The sequence below is a fragment of the Klebsiella sp. GFKo11 genome (assembly GCF_056490265.1).
Genome location: NZ_CM151369.1, coordinates 4,519,165 through 4,536,636, shown reverse-complemented (window position 1 = coordinate 4,536,636; position 17,472 = coordinate 4,519,165). Strand labels below are relative to the sequence as shown.

Here is a 17,472-nt window from a genome sequence, read left to right as displayed (position 1 = left end):
TAGCCGCCGCGAAATGCGGCGGCGAAGTGCTTACCACTCGGCGCGGTTAGCCGCCATAAATGCCTGAGTATGCTGCCAGTCGACCACACCTGCATCTGAGCCCATCCCGGTCGCCACCAGCGCGGCGACGGCGGAAGCCACCTCACATGCCTCTTTGACGCTTAACCCACGGGCCAGCGCGGCAATAAAGCCGCCGCAGTAGCTGTCGCCGCAGCCGGTGGTGTCGACAGCATCGACCCGGTACGGCGCGATATGCTCGACTGCGCCGTCGCGGGTCAGCAGCCAGGAGCCGTTTTCACCCTCTTTCAGAATGCAGGTCCCGACGCCAAGTTCGAAGAAGAAGCGGGCGATCGCTTCCGGCCGCGCCTGTCCAGAGAGATACGCGGCCTCCTCAAGAGAAGGCATAAAGTAGTCCACCGACGGCAGCAGCGGGCGCAGCAGATCGAGGGTGTGCTCATTGGGCGCGATTAAATCAAAGCTGGTGGTGACGCCGCGAGCCTTTGCCGCTTGCAGCAAAAGGGCGCTTTGCCCCTGGTCCATCTCCGCCAGCAGGCCGGTGCCGCCGTGGTGCAGGAAGCGGCAGTCAAGAATCGCGGCGAACTGTTCTTCACTGATGAAAAGCTCATCGGAAGCTCCCCGGCAGTGCAGCGCCGGGCGCTCGCCGTTAGGACGAATCGGCAGGATGGTCGCTGACGTTTCCTTCTGAGCCGTGCGCTGGACCTGCGAGCAGTCGATGCCCAGCCGCGCATAGCTGGCGAGGATAAAATCAGCTTTTTCATCTTCGCCCAGACAGGCCACCGCTGCGGTACGAATCCCCAGCTTGGCTGCGTTAATGTTGGCCCCGGCGGCGGTTCCTGCGGGATTAAGGCGAATCTGTTCAATAAAGGCCACCCCGCCGCGCGGCGGGATGTCGATAACCGGGCGACCGGCGATATCAAGAATAGTCAGGCCGACAAAGGCGGCGTCAAAGGTTGCCATGAGAGCTCCACTTAACGATGGGTTTGACGCAGGCGCGCCTGCCAGAAGGAGAGGGCCAGCGCGACGACCAGAATTACGCCAACCAGCGCATCTTTCACCAGGTAGTTAAGCCCCATTAGGTTCAGGCCGTTATCAATAATCGCGAGGAACAGCACACCGCCGAGGGTTCCGGCGATGCTGACCCGGCCCAGCCGATTAAAGGCGGTGCCGATAAATACCGCGGCGATAGCGTCCATCAGATAGGCCTGACCGGCCAGCGGCGTAAACTGGCGCAAGTTGGCGGAAAGAATAACGCCGCCGACGGCGCACAGGGCGGAGGCCGCCACCAGCACCCACAGCATGGTACGGCGGTCGCGAATTCCGGCGATACGCGCCGCTTCGCCGTTCTGACCGATAGCGCGAACGTATTTGCCGAACAGTGTACGTTCGGTAATCAGCCAGGCCGCCAGCCACAGCACCAGAACAATCACCACTGGCGTTGGAATACCGGCGATATTACCGACCGCCAGATCGTGATACTCCGGTGCCATTCGGCGATAAGAGATAGAGCCGCCGCCGTCGGTATAGATGCGCTCGGCGCTGCTGGCGATAAACCAGGTGCCGAGGGTGGCGAGGAACGGGCGAATCTGGCAGATAAGGATCAGGAAGGCGTTCAGCAGGCCGATAATTACGCCGCCGAGCAGCGCGCAGCCGACCGCAGCCTGCCACGGCAGGTGCCAGGTTTTCAGCGCCACCAGCGCAAAAGCCGCGCCAAAATCAAGCGCCACGCCGACGGAGAGATCAATCGCCCCGGCGCTGACGATAAGGGTCATCGCCATCGCCACAATCAGCAGGATCGCGCTGCCCTGCAGCAGGTTCGCCCAGTTATCGAAGGTCAAAAAAACCGGGTTTGCCCAGCCGAACAGGGCAATCGCCAGCAGAGTAATCACGCCGAATCCTGCCCGCGACAGCCACGCCAGCGGATTCGCTGCGGTTTGCCCCGTTGATGGGGTTTTGAGCGTCAACTGGCTCATCAGTTGCCTCCTTTATGTCTGACCGCCGAAGCCGCCAGCACTACGAGGATCAGGCCGCCTTTAATCGCGCCCATCCAGAAAATGTTTACCCCCAGCAGGCCGAGCCCGTTAGAGAGCGCGTTGACCAGCACCGCGCCGAGCAGCGCGCCCCAGATGGTGACCACGCGACGCCGCGAGAACGCCGCGCCGATAAAGGTGGCGAGGACGGTTTCCAACAACAACGGCGTTGCCGTGCCGCTGGAGCTGCCGGAGCCCTGGCTGAGCAGCGGTAAAATCGCCAGACCGGCGGCGATCCCCGCCAGTAGCCAGACGATGATGGTCAAACGGCGCACATTGAGTCCGCTCATCTGCGCCATATCGCGGTTGCCGCCTACCGCCTGTAAATGCTGGCCAAAGCGGGAGTGATGGAGCAGAAACTGAAACAGCGCGAAGACCGCCAGCAGGTAGATAAGCGGCCACGGGATGCCGAACAGGTTGTTATCGCGAAAGGCCACCATCAGCGGGTCGTTTACCGCGATGCGCCGCTGCCCGGTCAGCAGGTCAGTCAGCCCGGTGAAGGCGACGGAGGTTGACAGGGTTGCCAGCAGCGGCGGCAGGCCCGCCGCCAGCACCAGGGTGGCGTTGACCGCACCGCAGGCCAGACAGACGGCAATCAGCAGTAAAAACAGCAGCAGGTAAGGGGTATTCCACTCCGTCATGCCGAGGCTCAGCAGCGCTACGCCGAGCACCGCGATGGCGGGCAGCGAGAGGTCGATGCCGCCGGAAACCACGTCATCGCCGCCGACGGCAATCACGCACACCAGACCGAAGCAGAGGATCGCCAGCGGCACGCTCTGCACCAGCATCATGCTGATATTTTGCCAGCTTAAAAAAAACGGCGACTGGAGGCTGAGCCAGACCAGCAGCGCGAAAAAGAGAATCAGGGGGAATTTTTCGATTAGCGTCGTTATGCCCGCAAGGGGGCGGCGCTGGATACCTGCACTCATACCTGTTGTTCCTGTCCACCGTTGATCGTCACCAGCAGGGCGTCCAGCGTCAGCCCCTGGGTCGGAAGATTGGCCACCAGCTCGCCGCGCCACATCACCAGGATGCGGTCGCAAAGGCCCAGCAGTTCCGGCGCGTCGCTGGAAGAAACCAGCACGCCGCGACCGCGATCCGCCAGTTCGCGCGTGCGCTGATAAATATCGCTGCGCGCGCCGATATCGACCCCGAGCGTGGGTTCATCAAGAATAAATAGCCGCGCGTCTGTGCCCAGCCAGCGGGCGAGAATCGCCTTTTGCTGGTTGCCGCCGCTCATGAAGCGCACCGGCAGCTCCGGGCGACCGGGGCGGATGGAGAGCTGTTCAATCCAGCTGTGCGCTTTTTCCAGTGCCCGCCCTCGGTGTTCCCAGCCGAAGGTGGCGGTATCCGGCAGCGAGGCAAGGTTAATATTGTCGGCAGTAGAGAAGGGGAGAATCAGCCCCTGATGGCGACGGTCGCGCGGGACCAGCGCCAGCCCGGCGCGGGTGGCCTGATAGGGCGTGCGCAGTCGTTTCGGCTCGCCGTCGATGTTAATCGTGCCGCTACGGGCGCGGCGCAGGCCGTAGAGAAGATCGACCAGCACGTCGCGCCCTGCGCCAAGCAGACCCGCCACGCCGACGATCTCGCCAGGCTGAATATCAAAGCTAATATCGTTTAATTGCTGGCCGTCGCTAAGGTGGCGAACCGACAGCACCGGTACGGCGGTATCGACTGCCAGAGCGCTGCTCTGACGCGGGGTATAGAGCTGTTCGATATCGCGCCCGACCATCATTTTGATTAGCGCATCGGTATTTTGCAGGAGTTCACGGTCGGGGTAGCCGACAACCTCGCCGTTACGCAGCACCGTACCGCGATCGCAAAGGGCGGCGATTTCGTTGAGATAGTGGGAAATATAAAGAATCGCGATCCCTTGCTCGCGAAGGCGCAAGATGGCTGAGGAGACCAGGCTGGCTTCCTGTGCTTCCAGCGGCGCGGTGGGTTCGTCGAACACTACCAACTTTGCCGCGCCGTCAATCAGCGCTCGGGCGATTTGTACCAGCTTGCGCTCGGCAAGGCTGAGATCGCGGATCAGGCGGCGCGGATTGATTTCCAGTTGCCAGCTGTCGCGGAAAAACGCCTCGGTCGCGGCATTCATCCGCCGTCGGTCCAGCGCGCCCCAGCGGGTGCGGTACTCCTGGCCGAGGAACACCGATTCCGTGACGGTAAAGTGCGGGATCAGGTTGAGCTCCTGGTGAATGACGCGAATGCCCAGCGCTTCAATAGCCGCCGGATTACCGAGCGGCAGGGGTGCGCCGTCGAGCGTGGCGTTGCCGCTATCGGCCTGATAGACGCCCGCAAGAATTTTAATTAGCGTCGATTTTCCCGCGCCGTTCTCGCCGATCAGGCCGTAAATTTCGCCAGGGTTCAGAAGCAGCGTGACCGCATTTAATGCAGTCACGTTGGCAAAGCTTTTGCTGATCTGGTTCATCGCCAGACCAGCGGCGGGATTGGCCCCGCCGATAGATTGAGTGATCACTGCAGTTCGCCATATCCCAGCTGTTTGTAGACCGCTTTCGCTTCCTGCTGGCCTTTCACCGGGACCACCGGGATAAAGGTTTGTACCGGCAGTTTCTGCTTGTCGAAGTAGCGGGCGACGTTGTCGGCAGAGGTCTGGCCGATCAGGTGCGGCTGCTGCGCGACGTTGGCAACGAACGGGCTGCCCGGCTCGGCCATGATTTCCAGCGTTTCCGGGCCCGCATCGATGGCGGTGACTTTAACGTCTTTGTCGCGACCGGTCTCTTCCAGCGCCTGGACAATACCGATAGCGGGCTGATCCCAGCAGGCAACATGGATGGCGTCGAGCTTACCTTTTGGATATTGGCTCAGCAGTTCGAGGGTTTTCTTACGTGCATCTTCCGGAGAGTTGGCAAACTGTTCCGCCAGCTCTGGTTGAATAATATGAATATCCGGGTAATCCTTAAGGACATATTTCCACTGGTCATAACGAATGCCGCAAATACGCAGGGAGCTGGAGAAGGCGTTAAATACTGCAACGTTGCCTTTGCCGCCTAGCTCATCGGCCATATAACGACCAATGGTCGAGCCTAATGTGTAGTTATCGGAAGTGGTGTTATTGACGGAGTATTTTGAAACGTGGTCAACGGTAAATACCGGAATGCCCGCATCGCGCAGCGCTTTGAATTTAGGCTCAACGGCGCTATCGCCCAGAATGCTAATTACCGCATCAACTTTGCGCGACAGCAAAATATCGTGGTTATTGGCATGAACCTGGTTGTCACGGCCACCGTCGACGCCGATCACTTTACCGCCCAGTTTCTCTACCTCTTCGGTCGCACCTTTATAGGCTTCACGATCCCAGAAGTGCTGCGTGCCGACAACGGCGACGCCGATAGTTTTCCCCTGAAGCGATAAGGCATCGGCCGCCAGGGCGTTAACGGAGGCGAGCGAGAGCAGGCCCAGCGCGATGGGCAATAATTTCATTTTCTGCGACATTCTTATTATGGTCCTGTGATGGAGGTGGCTGCGGAGCAGTAGCATGACAATAACAGCCATGCAACCTCAAATACAAAATATGTCTAAGTTATATCAACAATGTTATATCGCAGATTTGCCTGAGGAAAACGTAAATTTGTCATCTGCAACCTGAAAATATTTCATGATGCGATTTTATCCATTTTTATTTTGTGGATTTAATTTGCTTGCAAGTCTTATTTATTCAAATAAAGATTGCTACGTAATTATAATTATTCTGTCGCTGTAATATATCGCATCCTGGAATAACGTAGACCTATTCTGCGTGGAGAATCCTTTCTCTATAGCAGATTGTATGGTGATACGTATTTTATTCCCAAGATTCGTGCGCTTTATTATGGCGACCTTTATCGGGTGAGAAGAAAACAGGCAATATGAGAAAACAACATAATCTGACCGTGATGCACTGGGGAACCTGGCAAGTACAGGCTCGCGACGGCAAGATTGATGCGGTGACGCCGGTGCCCTGGGATAAAAATCCCTCCAGTATCGGTCAGTCGCTCCCCGATGCGGTCACCAGCAAGACGCGAATTCGTCGCCCGGCGGTACGCGCGGGTTACCTGCAAAATGGCCCGGCTTCGCGAGAGGGTCGTGGCAAAGAGCCGTTTGTAGAAGTGAGTTGGGAGGTGGCGCTCGACCTGCTGGCCCGCGAGCTGAAGTCGGTCAAAGCGCGCTGCGGCAATGAAGCCATTTTCGGCGGTTCCTACGGCTGGGCCAGCGCCGGGCGTTTTCACCATGCCCAAAGCCAGTTGCACCGTTTCCTCAAGTCATTCGGCGGCTATACCGCCAGCACCAACACCTACAGCAGCGCGGCGGGTGAACGCATTCTGCCGCATATCCTCGGGCCGCTAAGCCCACTGCACCGTCAGCACACCCATTTCTCCGAGCTGGCGCGGGAGTGCCAGCTGTTTGTGGCGATTGGCGGCCTGCCGCTGCGTAATTCGCAGGTCAACGGCGGCGGCGCCAACGACCATATGCTGAAATACTGGCTGGAGAAGATGCAGGAGCAGGGAACGCGCTTCGTCAATATCAGCCCGGTGCGTAATGACCTGAGCGCCGTGGAGAGCGCCGAGTGGCTTGCCGTTCGTCCGGGGACCGATACCGCTCTGTTGCTGGCGCTCTGTTACGTTCTGATTAACGAATCCCTGTACGACAGCGGCTTTGTCGCCAGCCATACGGTGGGATTTGCCGCTTATCGCGCCTACCTGATGGGGGAGAGTGACGGCGTCGCGAAAACGCCGGAGTGGGCGGCGGCGATAACCGGCATTGACGCTCCGCAGATTGTTGCGCTGGCGCGTGAGATGGCCAACAAGCGCACGATGGTGAATATTTCCTGGTCGATTCAGCGGGCGCGCCAGGGCGAGCAGGCTTACTGGGCAACGGTAGCGCTCACCGCGCTGCTGGGGCAAATTGGTACGCCGGGCGGCGGACTGGGATTTGGTTATGCCTGTACCAATCTGGCGGGAGCGGCGCGTAAAGCGTTTTCCGGCCCACGTCTTCCGGCTGGCAAAAACGCGGTGAACAGCGTGATCCCGGTGGCGCGGCTCTCCGATATGCTGCTGCATCCGGGCGAAGCCTATGAGTTTGACGGTCAGCATTTGCGCTATCCCGATATTCGCCTGGTTTACTGGGCGGGCGGCAACGCGTTTCATCATCACCAGGATATTAACCGTCTGTGTGAAGCCTGGCGGCGGCCGGAAACCGTCGTGGTACATGAACAGTACTGGACCGCGCAGGCCAAATTCTCCGATATCGTTCTGCCGGTCACCACCTCGCTTGAGCGGGAAGATATCGGCAGCGGCGGCCACGACGGCTTTATGATTGCCATGAGCGCGCAGATCCCGCCGGTAGGCGAAGCGCGCGACGATTACACCATCTTCTGCGACCTTGCCGAAAGGCTGAGCTGCGGCGAGCGCTTTAGCGAAGGACGTGATGCCGGGCAGTGGCTACGGCAAATCTATGAAGAGTCGCGACCACGCGCCCGGGAAGAGGGAGTTGAGCTGCCGTCGTTCGAGGCGTTCTGGCAACAAGGGGTACTGGAATACAGCACGCCTGAAAAACCGCAGGTATTTCTGGCCGATTTTCGCGCCGACCCGCAGCGCTATCCGCTCTCTACGCCGTCCGGCAAGATTGAGCTATTTTCCGAAACTATCGCCGGATTTGGCTATCGTGAATGCCCCGGTCACCCATGGTGGGATGAGCAGGAGGCGGCCTGGCAACGGCAAGAAGCAGCGCGCTGGCCGCTGCATCTGCTCTCCAGCCAGCCGCGTACCCGGTTACATAGTCAGTACGATCACGGTAGCGTAAGCCGGGCGACAAAAATTCAGGGGCGTGAGCCGTTGTGGATGCACCCGCTGGATGCGCAGGCGAGGGACATTAGCGAAGGCAGCGTGGTGAAGGTTTATAACGCCCGTGGGGCGATTCTGGCCGGGGTACATCTTAGCGAACAGATTTTGCCAGGCGTAGTGCAGATGTCGACCGGAGCCTGGTACGATCCGCTGGACCCAAATGAAAAGGGTTCGCTGGATAAACACGGTAATCCTAACGTGTTAACTGAAGATCGCGGAAGCTCGCGGCTGGGGCAGGGCTGTAGCGCCCAAAGTTGCTGGGTGGAAATTGAACCGTGGCGTGATGTACTGCCACCGGTGACCGCTTTCGATCCACCGAGGTTTCTTCGGGCTTAGGTGCCGGGAATTGCCGGGCGGCGGCTGGCGCCTTGCCCGGCCTACGGGGTGGGTAGCCCGGACAAGGCGCGCCAGGCGCCTCCGGGAAACTAAATTCTGGCGTTATGCCAGGCGCGGGTAGGCGCTGGCGATATCGTCGCCGGTAAACTGGGCAATCCAGCCTTCCGGGTTATCGAAAATGCGGATCGCGGTGAAGTTCGGCTCTGACCCCATGTCAAACCAGTGCGGCGTGTGCGCAGGGACGGAAATCAAATCGTTCTTTTCGCACAGGACCTGAAACACCTCGTCGCCAATATGCAGGCAAAACAGACCGGCGCCTTCGACGAAGAAGCGCACTTCGTCTTCTCCATGAGTATGTTCATTGAGGAATTTTTCCCGCAGCGCATCTTTCTGCGGGTTATCCGCGCGCAGGCTGATCACGTCCCAGCTCTGGTAGCCTTTCTCTGCAACCAGCTTATCAATTGCATGCTGATAGGCAGCAATGACCGTTTCTGAAGTCGGTGCCGCGCCTAAATCGCGGTCGGCCTGCCAGCGCTCGAAACGTACGCCTTTGGCGTTGAGCTGTTGCTGGATCTCTTCGGCGTTGGTGCTGTGCCAGAGCGGGTTTTGCGGGTCTTTCACGGAAAAAATGGTTAATGCGCTCATGCTGGGATCTGCTCCGGATGAATATCGTCAAAACGCTGAACTTGCGGATGATGGCTGGCCGGGTCGCGGTCGCCGCGCACCAGTTGTACGGTACGGAAACCGGCTTCTTCTGCGGCATCCAGCTCCTGATGGATATCGGACAGGAACAGGATCGCGGCAGGAGGGTGCCCCAGTTGTTCAGCAATATTGCGGTAGGACTGCACTTCACGCTTAGCGCCTACCAGGGTATCGAAATAGCCGTTGAACAAATGAGTAATATCACCTTCATCGCTGTAGCCAAATAACAATTTCTGCGCGGCAACGGAGCCTGAGGAATATACATAGAGATCAATACATTGAGACTTCCATTTTTCCAGCGCCGGGAGAACGTCCGGATAAAGGTGGCCGGTGAAGTCGCCGTTCACATAGCCATCGCGCCAGATAATTCCCTGTAGCGCCTTCAGGGCGGTAGATTTGCGGTCTTCATCCATAAAGGCAAATAGTGTGTCGATAAGCAGCGCGGTGCTGGCTCCAGGCTCGGCTATCTCTTCGCGCAGGTTATCGAGGATGGTCTTTACCGGCTCGACAAACTGCTGAGCGGTGACGAAGCCGGCCAGGCGTTCGCGGGCGTAGGGAAACAGGACGTTATGGACGAAGCGAATGTCGCTGGTGGTGCCTTCAATATCGGTCACGATAGCGCGGATCATGAGTTCTCCAGAGTGAGCGGTGGGTCGTGCTGACGGTGGCGTTGTGTTGATAGCTGCATTTAAATCATAAGCGAAATAACATTATCATTTAGACGTCTAAGCGTCTTGATTGCCAAATATTAGCATCGTGTTATAGTGGCTTCAACAACAGCATCACAGACGGTACAAAAAGAATGAGCAATAAGCCACTGATTCCTGAGAGTAAACTCCCTTCATTAGGCACCACTATTTTTACCCAAATGAGCGCCCTGGCTCAGCAGCATCAGGCGATTAACCTGTCGCAGGGCTTTCCGGATTTTGATGGCCCGCGCTTTTTGCAGGAGCGGCTGGCGTATCATGTTGCGCAGGGAGCTAACCAGTATGCCCCGATGACCGGCGTGGCGGCGCTACGCGAAGCGATAGTCGACAAAACCGAAGAGTTGTACGGTTACCGTCCCGATGCTAACAGCGACGTGACCGTGACCGCAGGGGCGACGGAAGCGCTGTATGCGGCGATTACCGCGCTGGTACGCACCGGTGACGAAGTTATCTGCTTTGACCCGAGCTACGACAGCTATGCCCCGGCGATTGAGCTGTCGGGCGGCGTGCTCAAGCGTATTGCTCTCCAGCCGCCTCATTTTCGCGTTGACTGGCAGCAGTTTGCCGAAACGCTTAGCGACAAAACCCGGCTGGTGATCCTCAATACCCCGCACAACCCGTCGGCGACGGTATGGCAGCGCGAAGATTTTGCCGCTCTGTGGCAGGCGATTGCCGATCGTGAAATCTATGTGATTAGCGATGAAGTTTATGAACATATCTGCTTTGCCGCCGAAGGGCATGCCAGCGTGCTGGCGCATCCGCAGCTGCGCGAACGGGCGGTGGCGGTTTCTTCATTCGGCAAAACTTTTCACATGACCGGCTGGAAGGTGGGTTACTGCGTGGCGCCTGCCGTCATTAGCGCCGAACTGCGTAAAGTGCATCAGTATCTGACGTTTGCCGTCAATACGCCTGCTCAGCTGGCGATTGCCGATATGCTGCGCAGCGAACCGGAGCACTATCGTCAGCTACCGGAGTTTTACCGCGAGCGTCGGGATCTGTTTATTGATGCGCTGCGTACTAGCCGTCTTGAAATTTTGCCCTGTGAAGGGACTTATTTCCTGCTGGCGGACTACAGCGCAATCTCGGATCTGGATGATGTGAGTTTTTGCCGCTGGCTAACCACAGAAATTGGCGTGGCGGCGATCCCGCTGTCGGTATTCTGCGCTGACCCGTTCCCGCATAAGCTGATTCGCCTGTGCTTCGCGAAACAGCCAGCAACGCTGCTGGCTGCGGCAGAACGCCTGTGTCGTTTGTAGCTATTTAACGGTCCATGCCTGAGAGAATTGACGGTCGCCGAACATCTCCACCAGACCGTTGATTTGCTTCAGGCGTAATACTTCATCTGAGTCCATTCCTAATTCTTTGCCGATTTTATCGTCTGACCAGCCGAGATGCGCCAGCTCCTGGACAATCTCCGACATTGCATGAATCTGATGACGACCGCGCGCCCGGTTGTGGCGAATGGTGGCGGCCATCAGGGTATCGCGCTTGGCGGTACTGCTTTCCAGGCAGGTGACGGGGAGATAGCCTTTCAGTCGTTTTTTCAGCGCTGCTTTGCCGTTGGCTAGCTCGTGGCGATGAAAACCATCGACAATCGAGTAGTGTTCCTGTCCCTGTTTCAGCACCACGATGGGCTGAGTAAAACCATCTGTTTCCAGGGAAGTGAATAGCAGCCTTTTTTCCGGCGGAGCAAGGTTGTTTGGGTTGTAATCATTAGGCGTAACGGTCTCCTGCTTGACCCATAATACGCAATCGACGGGTTGTGATTTGAATGGACTATATTCATGTAAAATCTGGCGAAAGGCGTTAAGTGCTGTAATCTTTTCCTCCTCTCCCCTCAATGACTGAAGATAGCATTCAAGTTCTTGAATTAATTGTCGTTGCATAATATCCCCCATTGCTGACGCTTTTGATTCATACGCTCACGGTAGCGTTTATATTGATTAGATTTGGTTGGGCTAAAAGAGAGCTGGCGGCACCAGTAATCATTGTTCAATAGCACCTTGCAGATGCGCCGCCATGAAGGAATGTCTTTGGAGCCGATATCTGCCGCCTGGGTGTCGGGAATATCCATCATCCCTTGTTTTTGATACCAATGGAGATAGACGGCAATTTTATTGCGATAATGCTCCGCTGTTTTCTCCGGCATGCTGTCGAGCAAAAACAGGGCGTAACTTTTCCAGGTATGATGCTCGGGTTTATCCATCTTGCGATGCCCGTAGAACTTATTATCGTGCCCGGCGTAGACGCCGCCGCAGTGCACGCCGCTGACGCGTTGACACATCGCGGCCCAGCGCTCGGGTTCTAATACATGATAAAGCCAAAGCCCCTGACGCTGTTCCGGGCCGAAGGGCTCGCAGATCCGCATATAGCGTAACGGGACGCCTGCCTGGTACATCAGGTTATAGAGTGGGTTGTAGGTCAGACCGCTTTTGCCAAACCAGGTCCAGATATCGGCGGTTTTCCAGTCGTAGATAGGGTAGATATACCACGCGTGACCACCGGGTGCTGAGGTGGTCCAGGGTTTGTCATCAGCAAAGCGCAGTTTTCGCTGCGAGGAAATGGTGATAAACCGATTAAGCGATTCATCGGCACGAATGCCGACCATGACCGCGGCCGGCCGGTTTTGCGAGAACCAGTCGGCAAATTCGCGGACGAACGTTTCAAAACTCATCCCCACCTGATAAAACGGGAAATAATCCGGGTCGGTAATTGCATCTGCTGGAGGCTGGCGTACCCAGTCAGCGCCGGGTTCCCAGCATTGCCATTCTGGATTAAATTGGGTGAGGGAGTTTTGGGTCGTTAAAGGTAATGCCACCCAATAAAATTGTTCAATGACGTCGCGATATTCTTCGCGCATCTTTTCGCAGTGGGCAATGGTACAGGAAAATTGCGCTTCCCAGTCAATAAATAGAACGCAAATCTTTTTACCTGTTTGACGAGCATGCTGCGCGGTGAGGTGCAGCATGGTTGTGGAGTCTTTTCCGCCGGAAAAGGAGACGCAAATGCGAGAGAAGTTTTCCATTACCCACTCTATTCGCTGCTGACTGGCTTGCAGAACGGATTCTGGTAATGGAAGTTTTATAAAAGACACAGCCATTATTCCTTTGATATCAAAGATACTGTGTAGTTACATTATATTTCTTTCTTAATCAAGATATTAGTTATTATTCATGCTGGTGATATATTATCATTATTCATGCGAAAATATTATTTTTCTCACAATCATTGATGAATTTCATGAAGTTAGGATCATCAAGGTTAACGCGATTGTAGAGCATGTAAATCATGATTGTAGGGATTTTGAAGGGAGCATCTACAATTTTAAATTTATTATTAAAGTTTATATGTTCCAGAATGCAGGTGGGTACAAAACCAATTAAATTAGTTTGCTGAATAACATTAAGAATCGCGATATAGGAGTCGCTACTGAAAGAGATTTTTCTATCAGCCAGAAGACCAGCTGCCTGACTCTGAAAGGATTTAGCCCCCAGGTCATTAGAAAGATAATACGTGAAGCTCTCCTGAAGTATGGCTTTAGTTGTCGTTAGCGACGCTAATCGAGGGTGGTTCTCGCTGCAAACAAGCGAAATCTCAAGTTCCTGAACAGGTTTGCACACCGTGGCCCTGGATGATAGCGACGAGGTACTAAATATCAGATCGGCTTTACGGTAGGATAACAAGCTCTCGACGGATTCCCCCGATGCCAGAAGATCGTGATGTTCAACATGAAGATTTGAATCATCTAATAACATATGAATTAAATTTGTTGTTTTTGGGGTAATAAAAAGTTGCGGCGCATAAACAACAAGGCGTTTTCTTAACTCCGAACGATTGGTGATATTGATGGTTTGTTCGAGCTGGTTAAGATTTTTTTCCAGATGATGATGCAGGTTAACGCCTACTGTCGTGGGCGTTATCCCTTTACCAGAGCGGACAAACAGCGGGTCATTAAGTTGATTTCGCAGGCGCTGTAGCGACTGACTGACCGCTGAAGGAGTAATAAAGAGCGTTTCCGCTGCTTTACTGATACTTAAATTCTGGTAAATGCATTCGAAAATAACCAATAGGTTAAGGTCAAATTTTTTGAGATCGTAAAGATTAGCCATTATCAACGTCCTGTTAAGTTGGCGAGAGTAAAAAAGGGAGTATTATGTGCTTGCATGATATTCACTGTGTGATTATTCATTTTTTTATTATTTAAAACTAAGTATTGCATTAAGTTTATCTAAATATATACCACAGAAGCGCATTCCGCCAGATCCTTTTGTGTACTGGCAAACCAGGCAGAATGCGTTAGTTTAAGAACGCTTAGTTTGCACCCATCATAATCTGTAGTTTTTCTTTATCTGGAAGTCCGATCGCTTGCTGAAGTGTATTTTCTTTATTCATATAGTAAATGGCCGGAGTCACGTTAGCACCGAGTTCATCCATTAATTGCTGGTTGAAATTAAGTACCTTCATTTGTTCTGGCTGAATGGACGTTGGCACATCCAGCCGCATTTTACCGCCGGATTGCTCATAGTCATGCCAGGTCTTCGCCGGATCTTTGCTGGCAAGAATCGCTGCCGCCGCGGCTGGGCTTTCAGGTTTGATGACACCGACTAAGAGGGTGCGCAACTGAACTTTTCCTGCGTCTACCCACGGACGAGCCTGTTGCCAGAATTGTTTGCAGTAGGGACAGAACGGGTCAGCAAAGACGTACAGGACAATGGGAGCCTCTTTTTTGCCGTCAAGAAGCCAGCTGGCTCCCTCCAGCTTTTTCCACATCTCCTGGCCTGCAGGCGTATACAGCTCTTTCTGAAATAACTGTTCGCTGAGGTTGGTACCCTTCTCATCATACATATAGCCTGAAATGGCGTGCTTGCCATCAGGCGTCAGGTAGATGGCGACGCCCATATCCTGATATTTTCCTAACCAACCTTTTACTCCGCCAGGCGCTTCGAAGGACTTAATGATGGTAATACCCTGTTTTTCAATTGCTTTTACGGGGGCGGGAAGATCCTCGGCATAGCTGCATAAGGGTAAAAGACTGAGGAAAAACAGACGTTTTAACATGATCATTCCTTGTTAAATCAATGGGGAGAGTAAGTATAGTGGTAAAACCTATTGCAGCCATAGGTAGGACCTGGAGCTGGGTAGATTGCCCTTTAAGCCAGCGGGTGATGTAATCCCTATGCTGTTACATTAAGGTGTAGAGCGCAACACATAGCCAGTCAGCCTGGCGCTGAATCTACCTACGGGTATTTCAGGTAACGGGGCCGCCTGATTGGGCGGCCTTTTTACTTTTCAGCAACATATGATGCGAAAATCGGCGTAAGGCTGCGATCGCATTGATAGGTTCACAAAGTTGTCTTGTTCCGGTTGTTAGATAACGCTTATTGATTTGATAATGCAAACGCATTGGTCGAGTCAGGAAAAATTCGTTAACTTAGACCTCAACGAAAACACGGAGGAAGTATAGATGTCCTTAATTAATACCAAAATCAAACCTTTTAAAAACCAGGCGTTCAAAAACGGTGAATTCATCGAAGTTACCGAGAAAGATACCGAAGGCCGCTGGAGCGTCTTCTTCTTCTACCCGGCTGACTTCACCTTCGTATGCCCGACTGAATTAGGCGACGTTGCGGACCATTACGAAGAGCTGCAGAAGCTGGGTGTCGATGTGTACTCCGTTTCTACTGACACTCATTTTACCCACAAAGCATGGCATGGTAGCTCTGATACCATCGCGAAAATCAAATACGCGATGATCGGTGACCCGACTGGCGCCCTGACCCGTAACTTCGAGAATATGCGTGAAGATGAAGGTCTGGCAGATCGTGCAACCTTCGTTGTCGACCCGCAGGGTATTATCCAGGCAATCGAAGTTACCGCTGAAGGTATCGGCCGTGATGCGTCTGACCTGCTGCGTAAAATCAAAGCTGCTCAGTACGTAGCTTCTCACCCAGGTGAAGTTTGCCCGGCTAAGTGGAAAGAAGGTGAAGCGACTTTAGCTCCTTCTTTAGATCTGGTCGGTAAGATCTAAAATTCGCAGCGTCTTTCGCGCTACAGGTGTGTTGGCTTCGCTTAATCACCCCGGTCACTTACTTATGTAAGCTCCCGGGGATTCATAAGCTTGCTGCCTTCCTGTCACGCGAAATACTGGCGAATTAATCCTCAAGCGGGTGCGCCGCGCCCGTTTTATTCCAACACTATGATGCAAGCGCATTCAGGCAGCCTGGACCAGGCCGTTTGCATGATGATGTTTTAAGCCCAGGAGATTAAAAATGCTCGACACCAACATGAAAACCCAGCTCAAGGCTTATCTTGAGAAACTGACTAAACCTGTTGAGCTGATTGCCACGCTGGATGACGGCGCTAAATCGGCAGAAATCAGGGAACTGCTGGCTGAAATTGCTGAATTGTCAGACAAAGTCACCTTTAAAGAAGAAAATAGCTTGCCGGTGCGCAAGCCTTCTTTCCTGATTACGAATCCGGGTTCACAGCAGGGGCCGCGCTTTGCTGGTTCTCCGCTGGGACATGAATTCACCTCTTTAGTTTTAGCATTGCTGTGGATGGGCGGTCATCCTTCAAAAGAAGCGCAGACTTTGCTGGAGCAGATACGCGATATCGACGGTGATTTTGAGTTTGAAACCTATTATTCACTGACCTGCCATAATTGCCCGGATGTTGTTCAGGCGCTGAACCTGATGGCGGTACTGAACCCGCGCATCAAGCATACGGCAATTGATGGCGGCACGTTCCAGAACGAAATCACCGATCGCAACGTGATGGGCGTTCCGGCAGTATTTATGAACGGTCAGGAATTTGGCCAGGGTCGTATGACGTTGAGCGAAATCGTTGCTAAAGTCGATACCGGCGCGGAAAAACGCGCGGCAGAAGAGCTGAATAAACGTGAAGCTTATGATGTGCTGATTGTTGGCTCCGGCCCTTCAGGTGCGGCGGCGGCGGTGTACTCCGCACGTAAAGGTATTCGTACTGGCCTGATGGGGGAACGTTTTGGCGGCCAGGTGCTGGATACCGTAGATATCGAAAACTATATCTCTGTGCCGAAAACCGAAGGCCAGAAACTGGCTGGCGCTTTGAAAGCGCACGTCAATGAATATGATGTCGATGTTATTGACTCTCAGAGCGCATCTAAACTGATTCCGGCTACCGTTGAAGGGGGTCTGCATCAGATTGAGACCGCCTCTGGCGCGGTGCTGAAAGCGCGTAGCGTTATTATTGCGACCGGTGCGAAATGGCGTAACATGAACGTGCCAGGCGAAGATCAGTATCGTACTAAAGGCGTAACCTATTGCCCACACTGCGATGGCCCGCTGTTTAAAGGTAAACGCGTTGCGGTTATCGGCGGCGGTAACTCAGGCGTTGAAGCGGCGATTGATCTCGCCGGAGTAGTTGAACATGTGACTCTGCTTGAGTTTGCGCCGGAAATGAAGGCGGATCAGGTATTACAGGATAAAGTTCGCAGCCTGAAGAATGTCGATATTATTCTGAATGCGCAAACCACGGAAGTGGTGGGTGACGGTAGTAAGGTAACCGGTTTGCAGTATCGTGACCGTGTTAGCGGCGATGAGCATCACGTGGCGCTGTCCGGGATTTTCGTGCAAATCGGTCTGCTGCCGAATACCAACTGGCTGGAAGGCGCAGTTGAACGTAACCGCATGGGTGAAATCATCATTGATGCGAAATGTGAAACCAACGTGAAGGGCGTCTTTGCTGCCGGTGACTGCACCACCGTACCGTACAAACAGATTATTATCGCCACGGGCGAAGGTGCGAAAGCGTCCCTGAGCGCATTCGATTACCTGATTCGCACTACGATTGCATAAT

15 protein-coding genes are annotated in these 17,472 nt (G+C 54.4%); 4 read left to right on the top strand and 11 right to left on the bottom strand.

Annotated features, from left to right (window positions below; translation table 11 throughout):
- Positions 1 to 30 precede the first annotated feature (30 nt).
- The 5 genes from AC07P6_RS21990 to AC07P6_RS21970 are packed head-to-tail and all read right to left on the bottom strand — an operon-like array spanning position 31 to position 5,504.
- On the bottom strand, positions 31 to 978 hold the full coding sequence (locus AC07P6_RS21990; RefSeq protein ID WP_478314645.1) for a carbohydrate kinase family protein: 948 nt from the start codon (positions 976 to 978) through the stop codon (positions 31 to 33).
- An 11-nt stretch (positions 979 to 989) separates the two neighbouring features.
- Complete coding sequence (locus AC07P6_RS21985) at positions 990 to 1,991, bottom strand: ABC transporter permease (protein ID WP_181483074.1); 1,002 nt, start codon at positions 1,989 to 1,991, stop codon at positions 990 to 992.
- Positions 1,991 to 2,977, bottom strand: coding sequence for an ABC transporter permease (locus AC07P6_RS21980; protein WP_182236970.1), 987 nt, complete (start codon positions 2,975 to 2,977; stop codon positions 1,991 to 1,993). The genes AC07P6_RS21985 and AC07P6_RS21980 overlap by 1 nt, the downstream gene beginning before the upstream one ends.
- Positions 2,974 to 4,479: a sugar ABC transporter ATP-binding protein gene (locus AC07P6_RS21975; protein ID WP_478317059.1), complete on the bottom strand. Its 1,506-nt coding sequence runs from the start codon at positions 4,477 to 4,479 to the stop codon at positions 2,974 to 2,976. The genes AC07P6_RS21980 and AC07P6_RS21975 overlap by 4 nt, the downstream gene beginning before the upstream one ends.
- Before the next feature lie 44 nt (positions 4,480 to 4,523).
- The gene (locus AC07P6_RS21970) at positions 4,524 to 5,504 is read right to left on the bottom strand and encodes a sugar ABC transporter substrate-binding protein (RefSeq protein WP_478314643.1); all 981 of its coding nucleotides are present in this window, start codon (positions 5,502 to 5,504) and stop codon (positions 4,524 to 4,526) included.
- A 413-nt stretch (positions 5,505 to 5,917) separates the two neighbouring features.
- Here AC07P6_RS21970 and AC07P6_RS21965 point away from each other — a divergent pair, with 413 nt between their 5' ends.
- Positions 5,918 to 8,227, top strand: a complete 2,310-nt coding sequence (locus tag AC07P6_RS21965; protein WP_478314641.1) for a molybdopterin-dependent oxidoreductase — start codon at positions 5,918 to 5,920, stop codon at positions 8,225 to 8,227.
- A gap of 102 nt (positions 8,228 to 8,329) precedes the next feature.
- Here the strand turns inward: AC07P6_RS21965 and AC07P6_RS21960 are convergent, their stop codons facing one another.
- Positions 8,330 to 8,872, bottom strand: coding sequence for a 1,2-dihydroxy-3-keto-5-methylthiopentene dioxygenase (locus tag AC07P6_RS21960; protein WP_434659801.1), 543 nt, complete (start codon positions 8,870 to 8,872; stop codon positions 8,330 to 8,332).
- On the bottom strand, positions 8,869 to 9,558 hold the full coding sequence (gene mtnC, locus AC07P6_RS21955; protein WP_478314639.1) for an acireductone synthase: 690 nt from the start codon (positions 9,556 to 9,558) through the stop codon (positions 8,869 to 8,871). Before mtnC ends, AC07P6_RS21960 begins: the two co-directional genes overlap by 4 nt.
- 188 nt (positions 9,559 to 9,746) lie before the next feature.
- Between mtnC and AC07P6_RS21950 the strand changes: the two genes are divergently transcribed.
- Positions 9,747 to 10,892, top strand: a complete 1,146-nt coding sequence (locus AC07P6_RS21950) for a pyridoxal phosphate-dependent aminotransferase (RefSeq protein WP_478317057.1) — start codon at positions 9,747 to 9,749, stop codon at positions 10,890 to 10,892.
- Here the strand turns inward: AC07P6_RS21950 and AC07P6_RS21945 are convergent, their stop codons facing one another.
- From AC07P6_RS21945 to dsbG, 4 genes are all read right to left on the bottom strand, one after another.
- Positions 10,893 to 11,522 carry an IbrB-like domain-containing protein gene (locus AC07P6_RS21945; RefSeq protein WP_434659800.1) on the bottom strand — a complete coding sequence of 210 codons (630 nt, stop codon included), beginning with the start codon at positions 11,520 to 11,522 and terminating at the stop codon, positions 10,893 to 10,895.
- Positions 11,507 to 12,730: a phosphoadenosine phosphosulfate reductase gene (locus tag AC07P6_RS21940; RefSeq protein WP_478314637.1), complete on the bottom strand. Its 1,224-nt coding sequence runs from the start codon at positions 12,728 to 12,730 to the stop codon at positions 11,507 to 11,509. The genes AC07P6_RS21945 and AC07P6_RS21940 overlap by 16 nt, the downstream gene beginning before the upstream one ends.
- Before the next feature lie 103 nt (positions 12,731 to 12,833).
- Complete coding sequence (gene citR, locus AC07P6_RS21935) at positions 12,834 to 13,745, bottom strand: DNA-binding transcriptional repressor CitR (RefSeq protein ID WP_478314635.1); 912 nt, start codon at positions 13,743 to 13,745, stop codon at positions 12,834 to 12,836.
- Between the two features lie 202 nt (positions 13,746 to 13,947).
- Positions 13,948 to 14,694, bottom strand: a complete 747-nt coding sequence (gene dsbG, locus AC07P6_RS21930; protein ID WP_434659798.1) for a thiol:disulfide interchange protein DsbG — start codon at positions 14,692 to 14,694, stop codon at positions 13,948 to 13,950.
- Between the two features lie 406 nt (positions 14,695 to 15,100).
- Here dsbG and ahpC point away from each other — a divergent pair, with 406 nt between their 5' ends.
- Positions 15,101 to 15,664 carry an alkyl hydroperoxide reductase subunit C gene (ahpC, locus tag AC07P6_RS21925; RefSeq protein ID WP_052284784.1) on the top strand — a complete coding sequence of 188 codons (564 nt, stop codon included), beginning with the start codon at positions 15,101 to 15,103 and terminating at the stop codon, positions 15,662 to 15,664.
- A gap of 241 nt (positions 15,665 to 15,905) precedes the next feature.
- Positions 15,906 to 17,471: an alkyl hydroperoxide reductase subunit F gene (gene ahpF / locus AC07P6_RS21920; protein ID WP_182236956.1), complete on the top strand. Its 1,566-nt coding sequence runs from the start codon at positions 15,906 to 15,908 to the stop codon at positions 17,469 to 17,471.
- Position 17,472 lies beyond the last annotated feature (1 nt).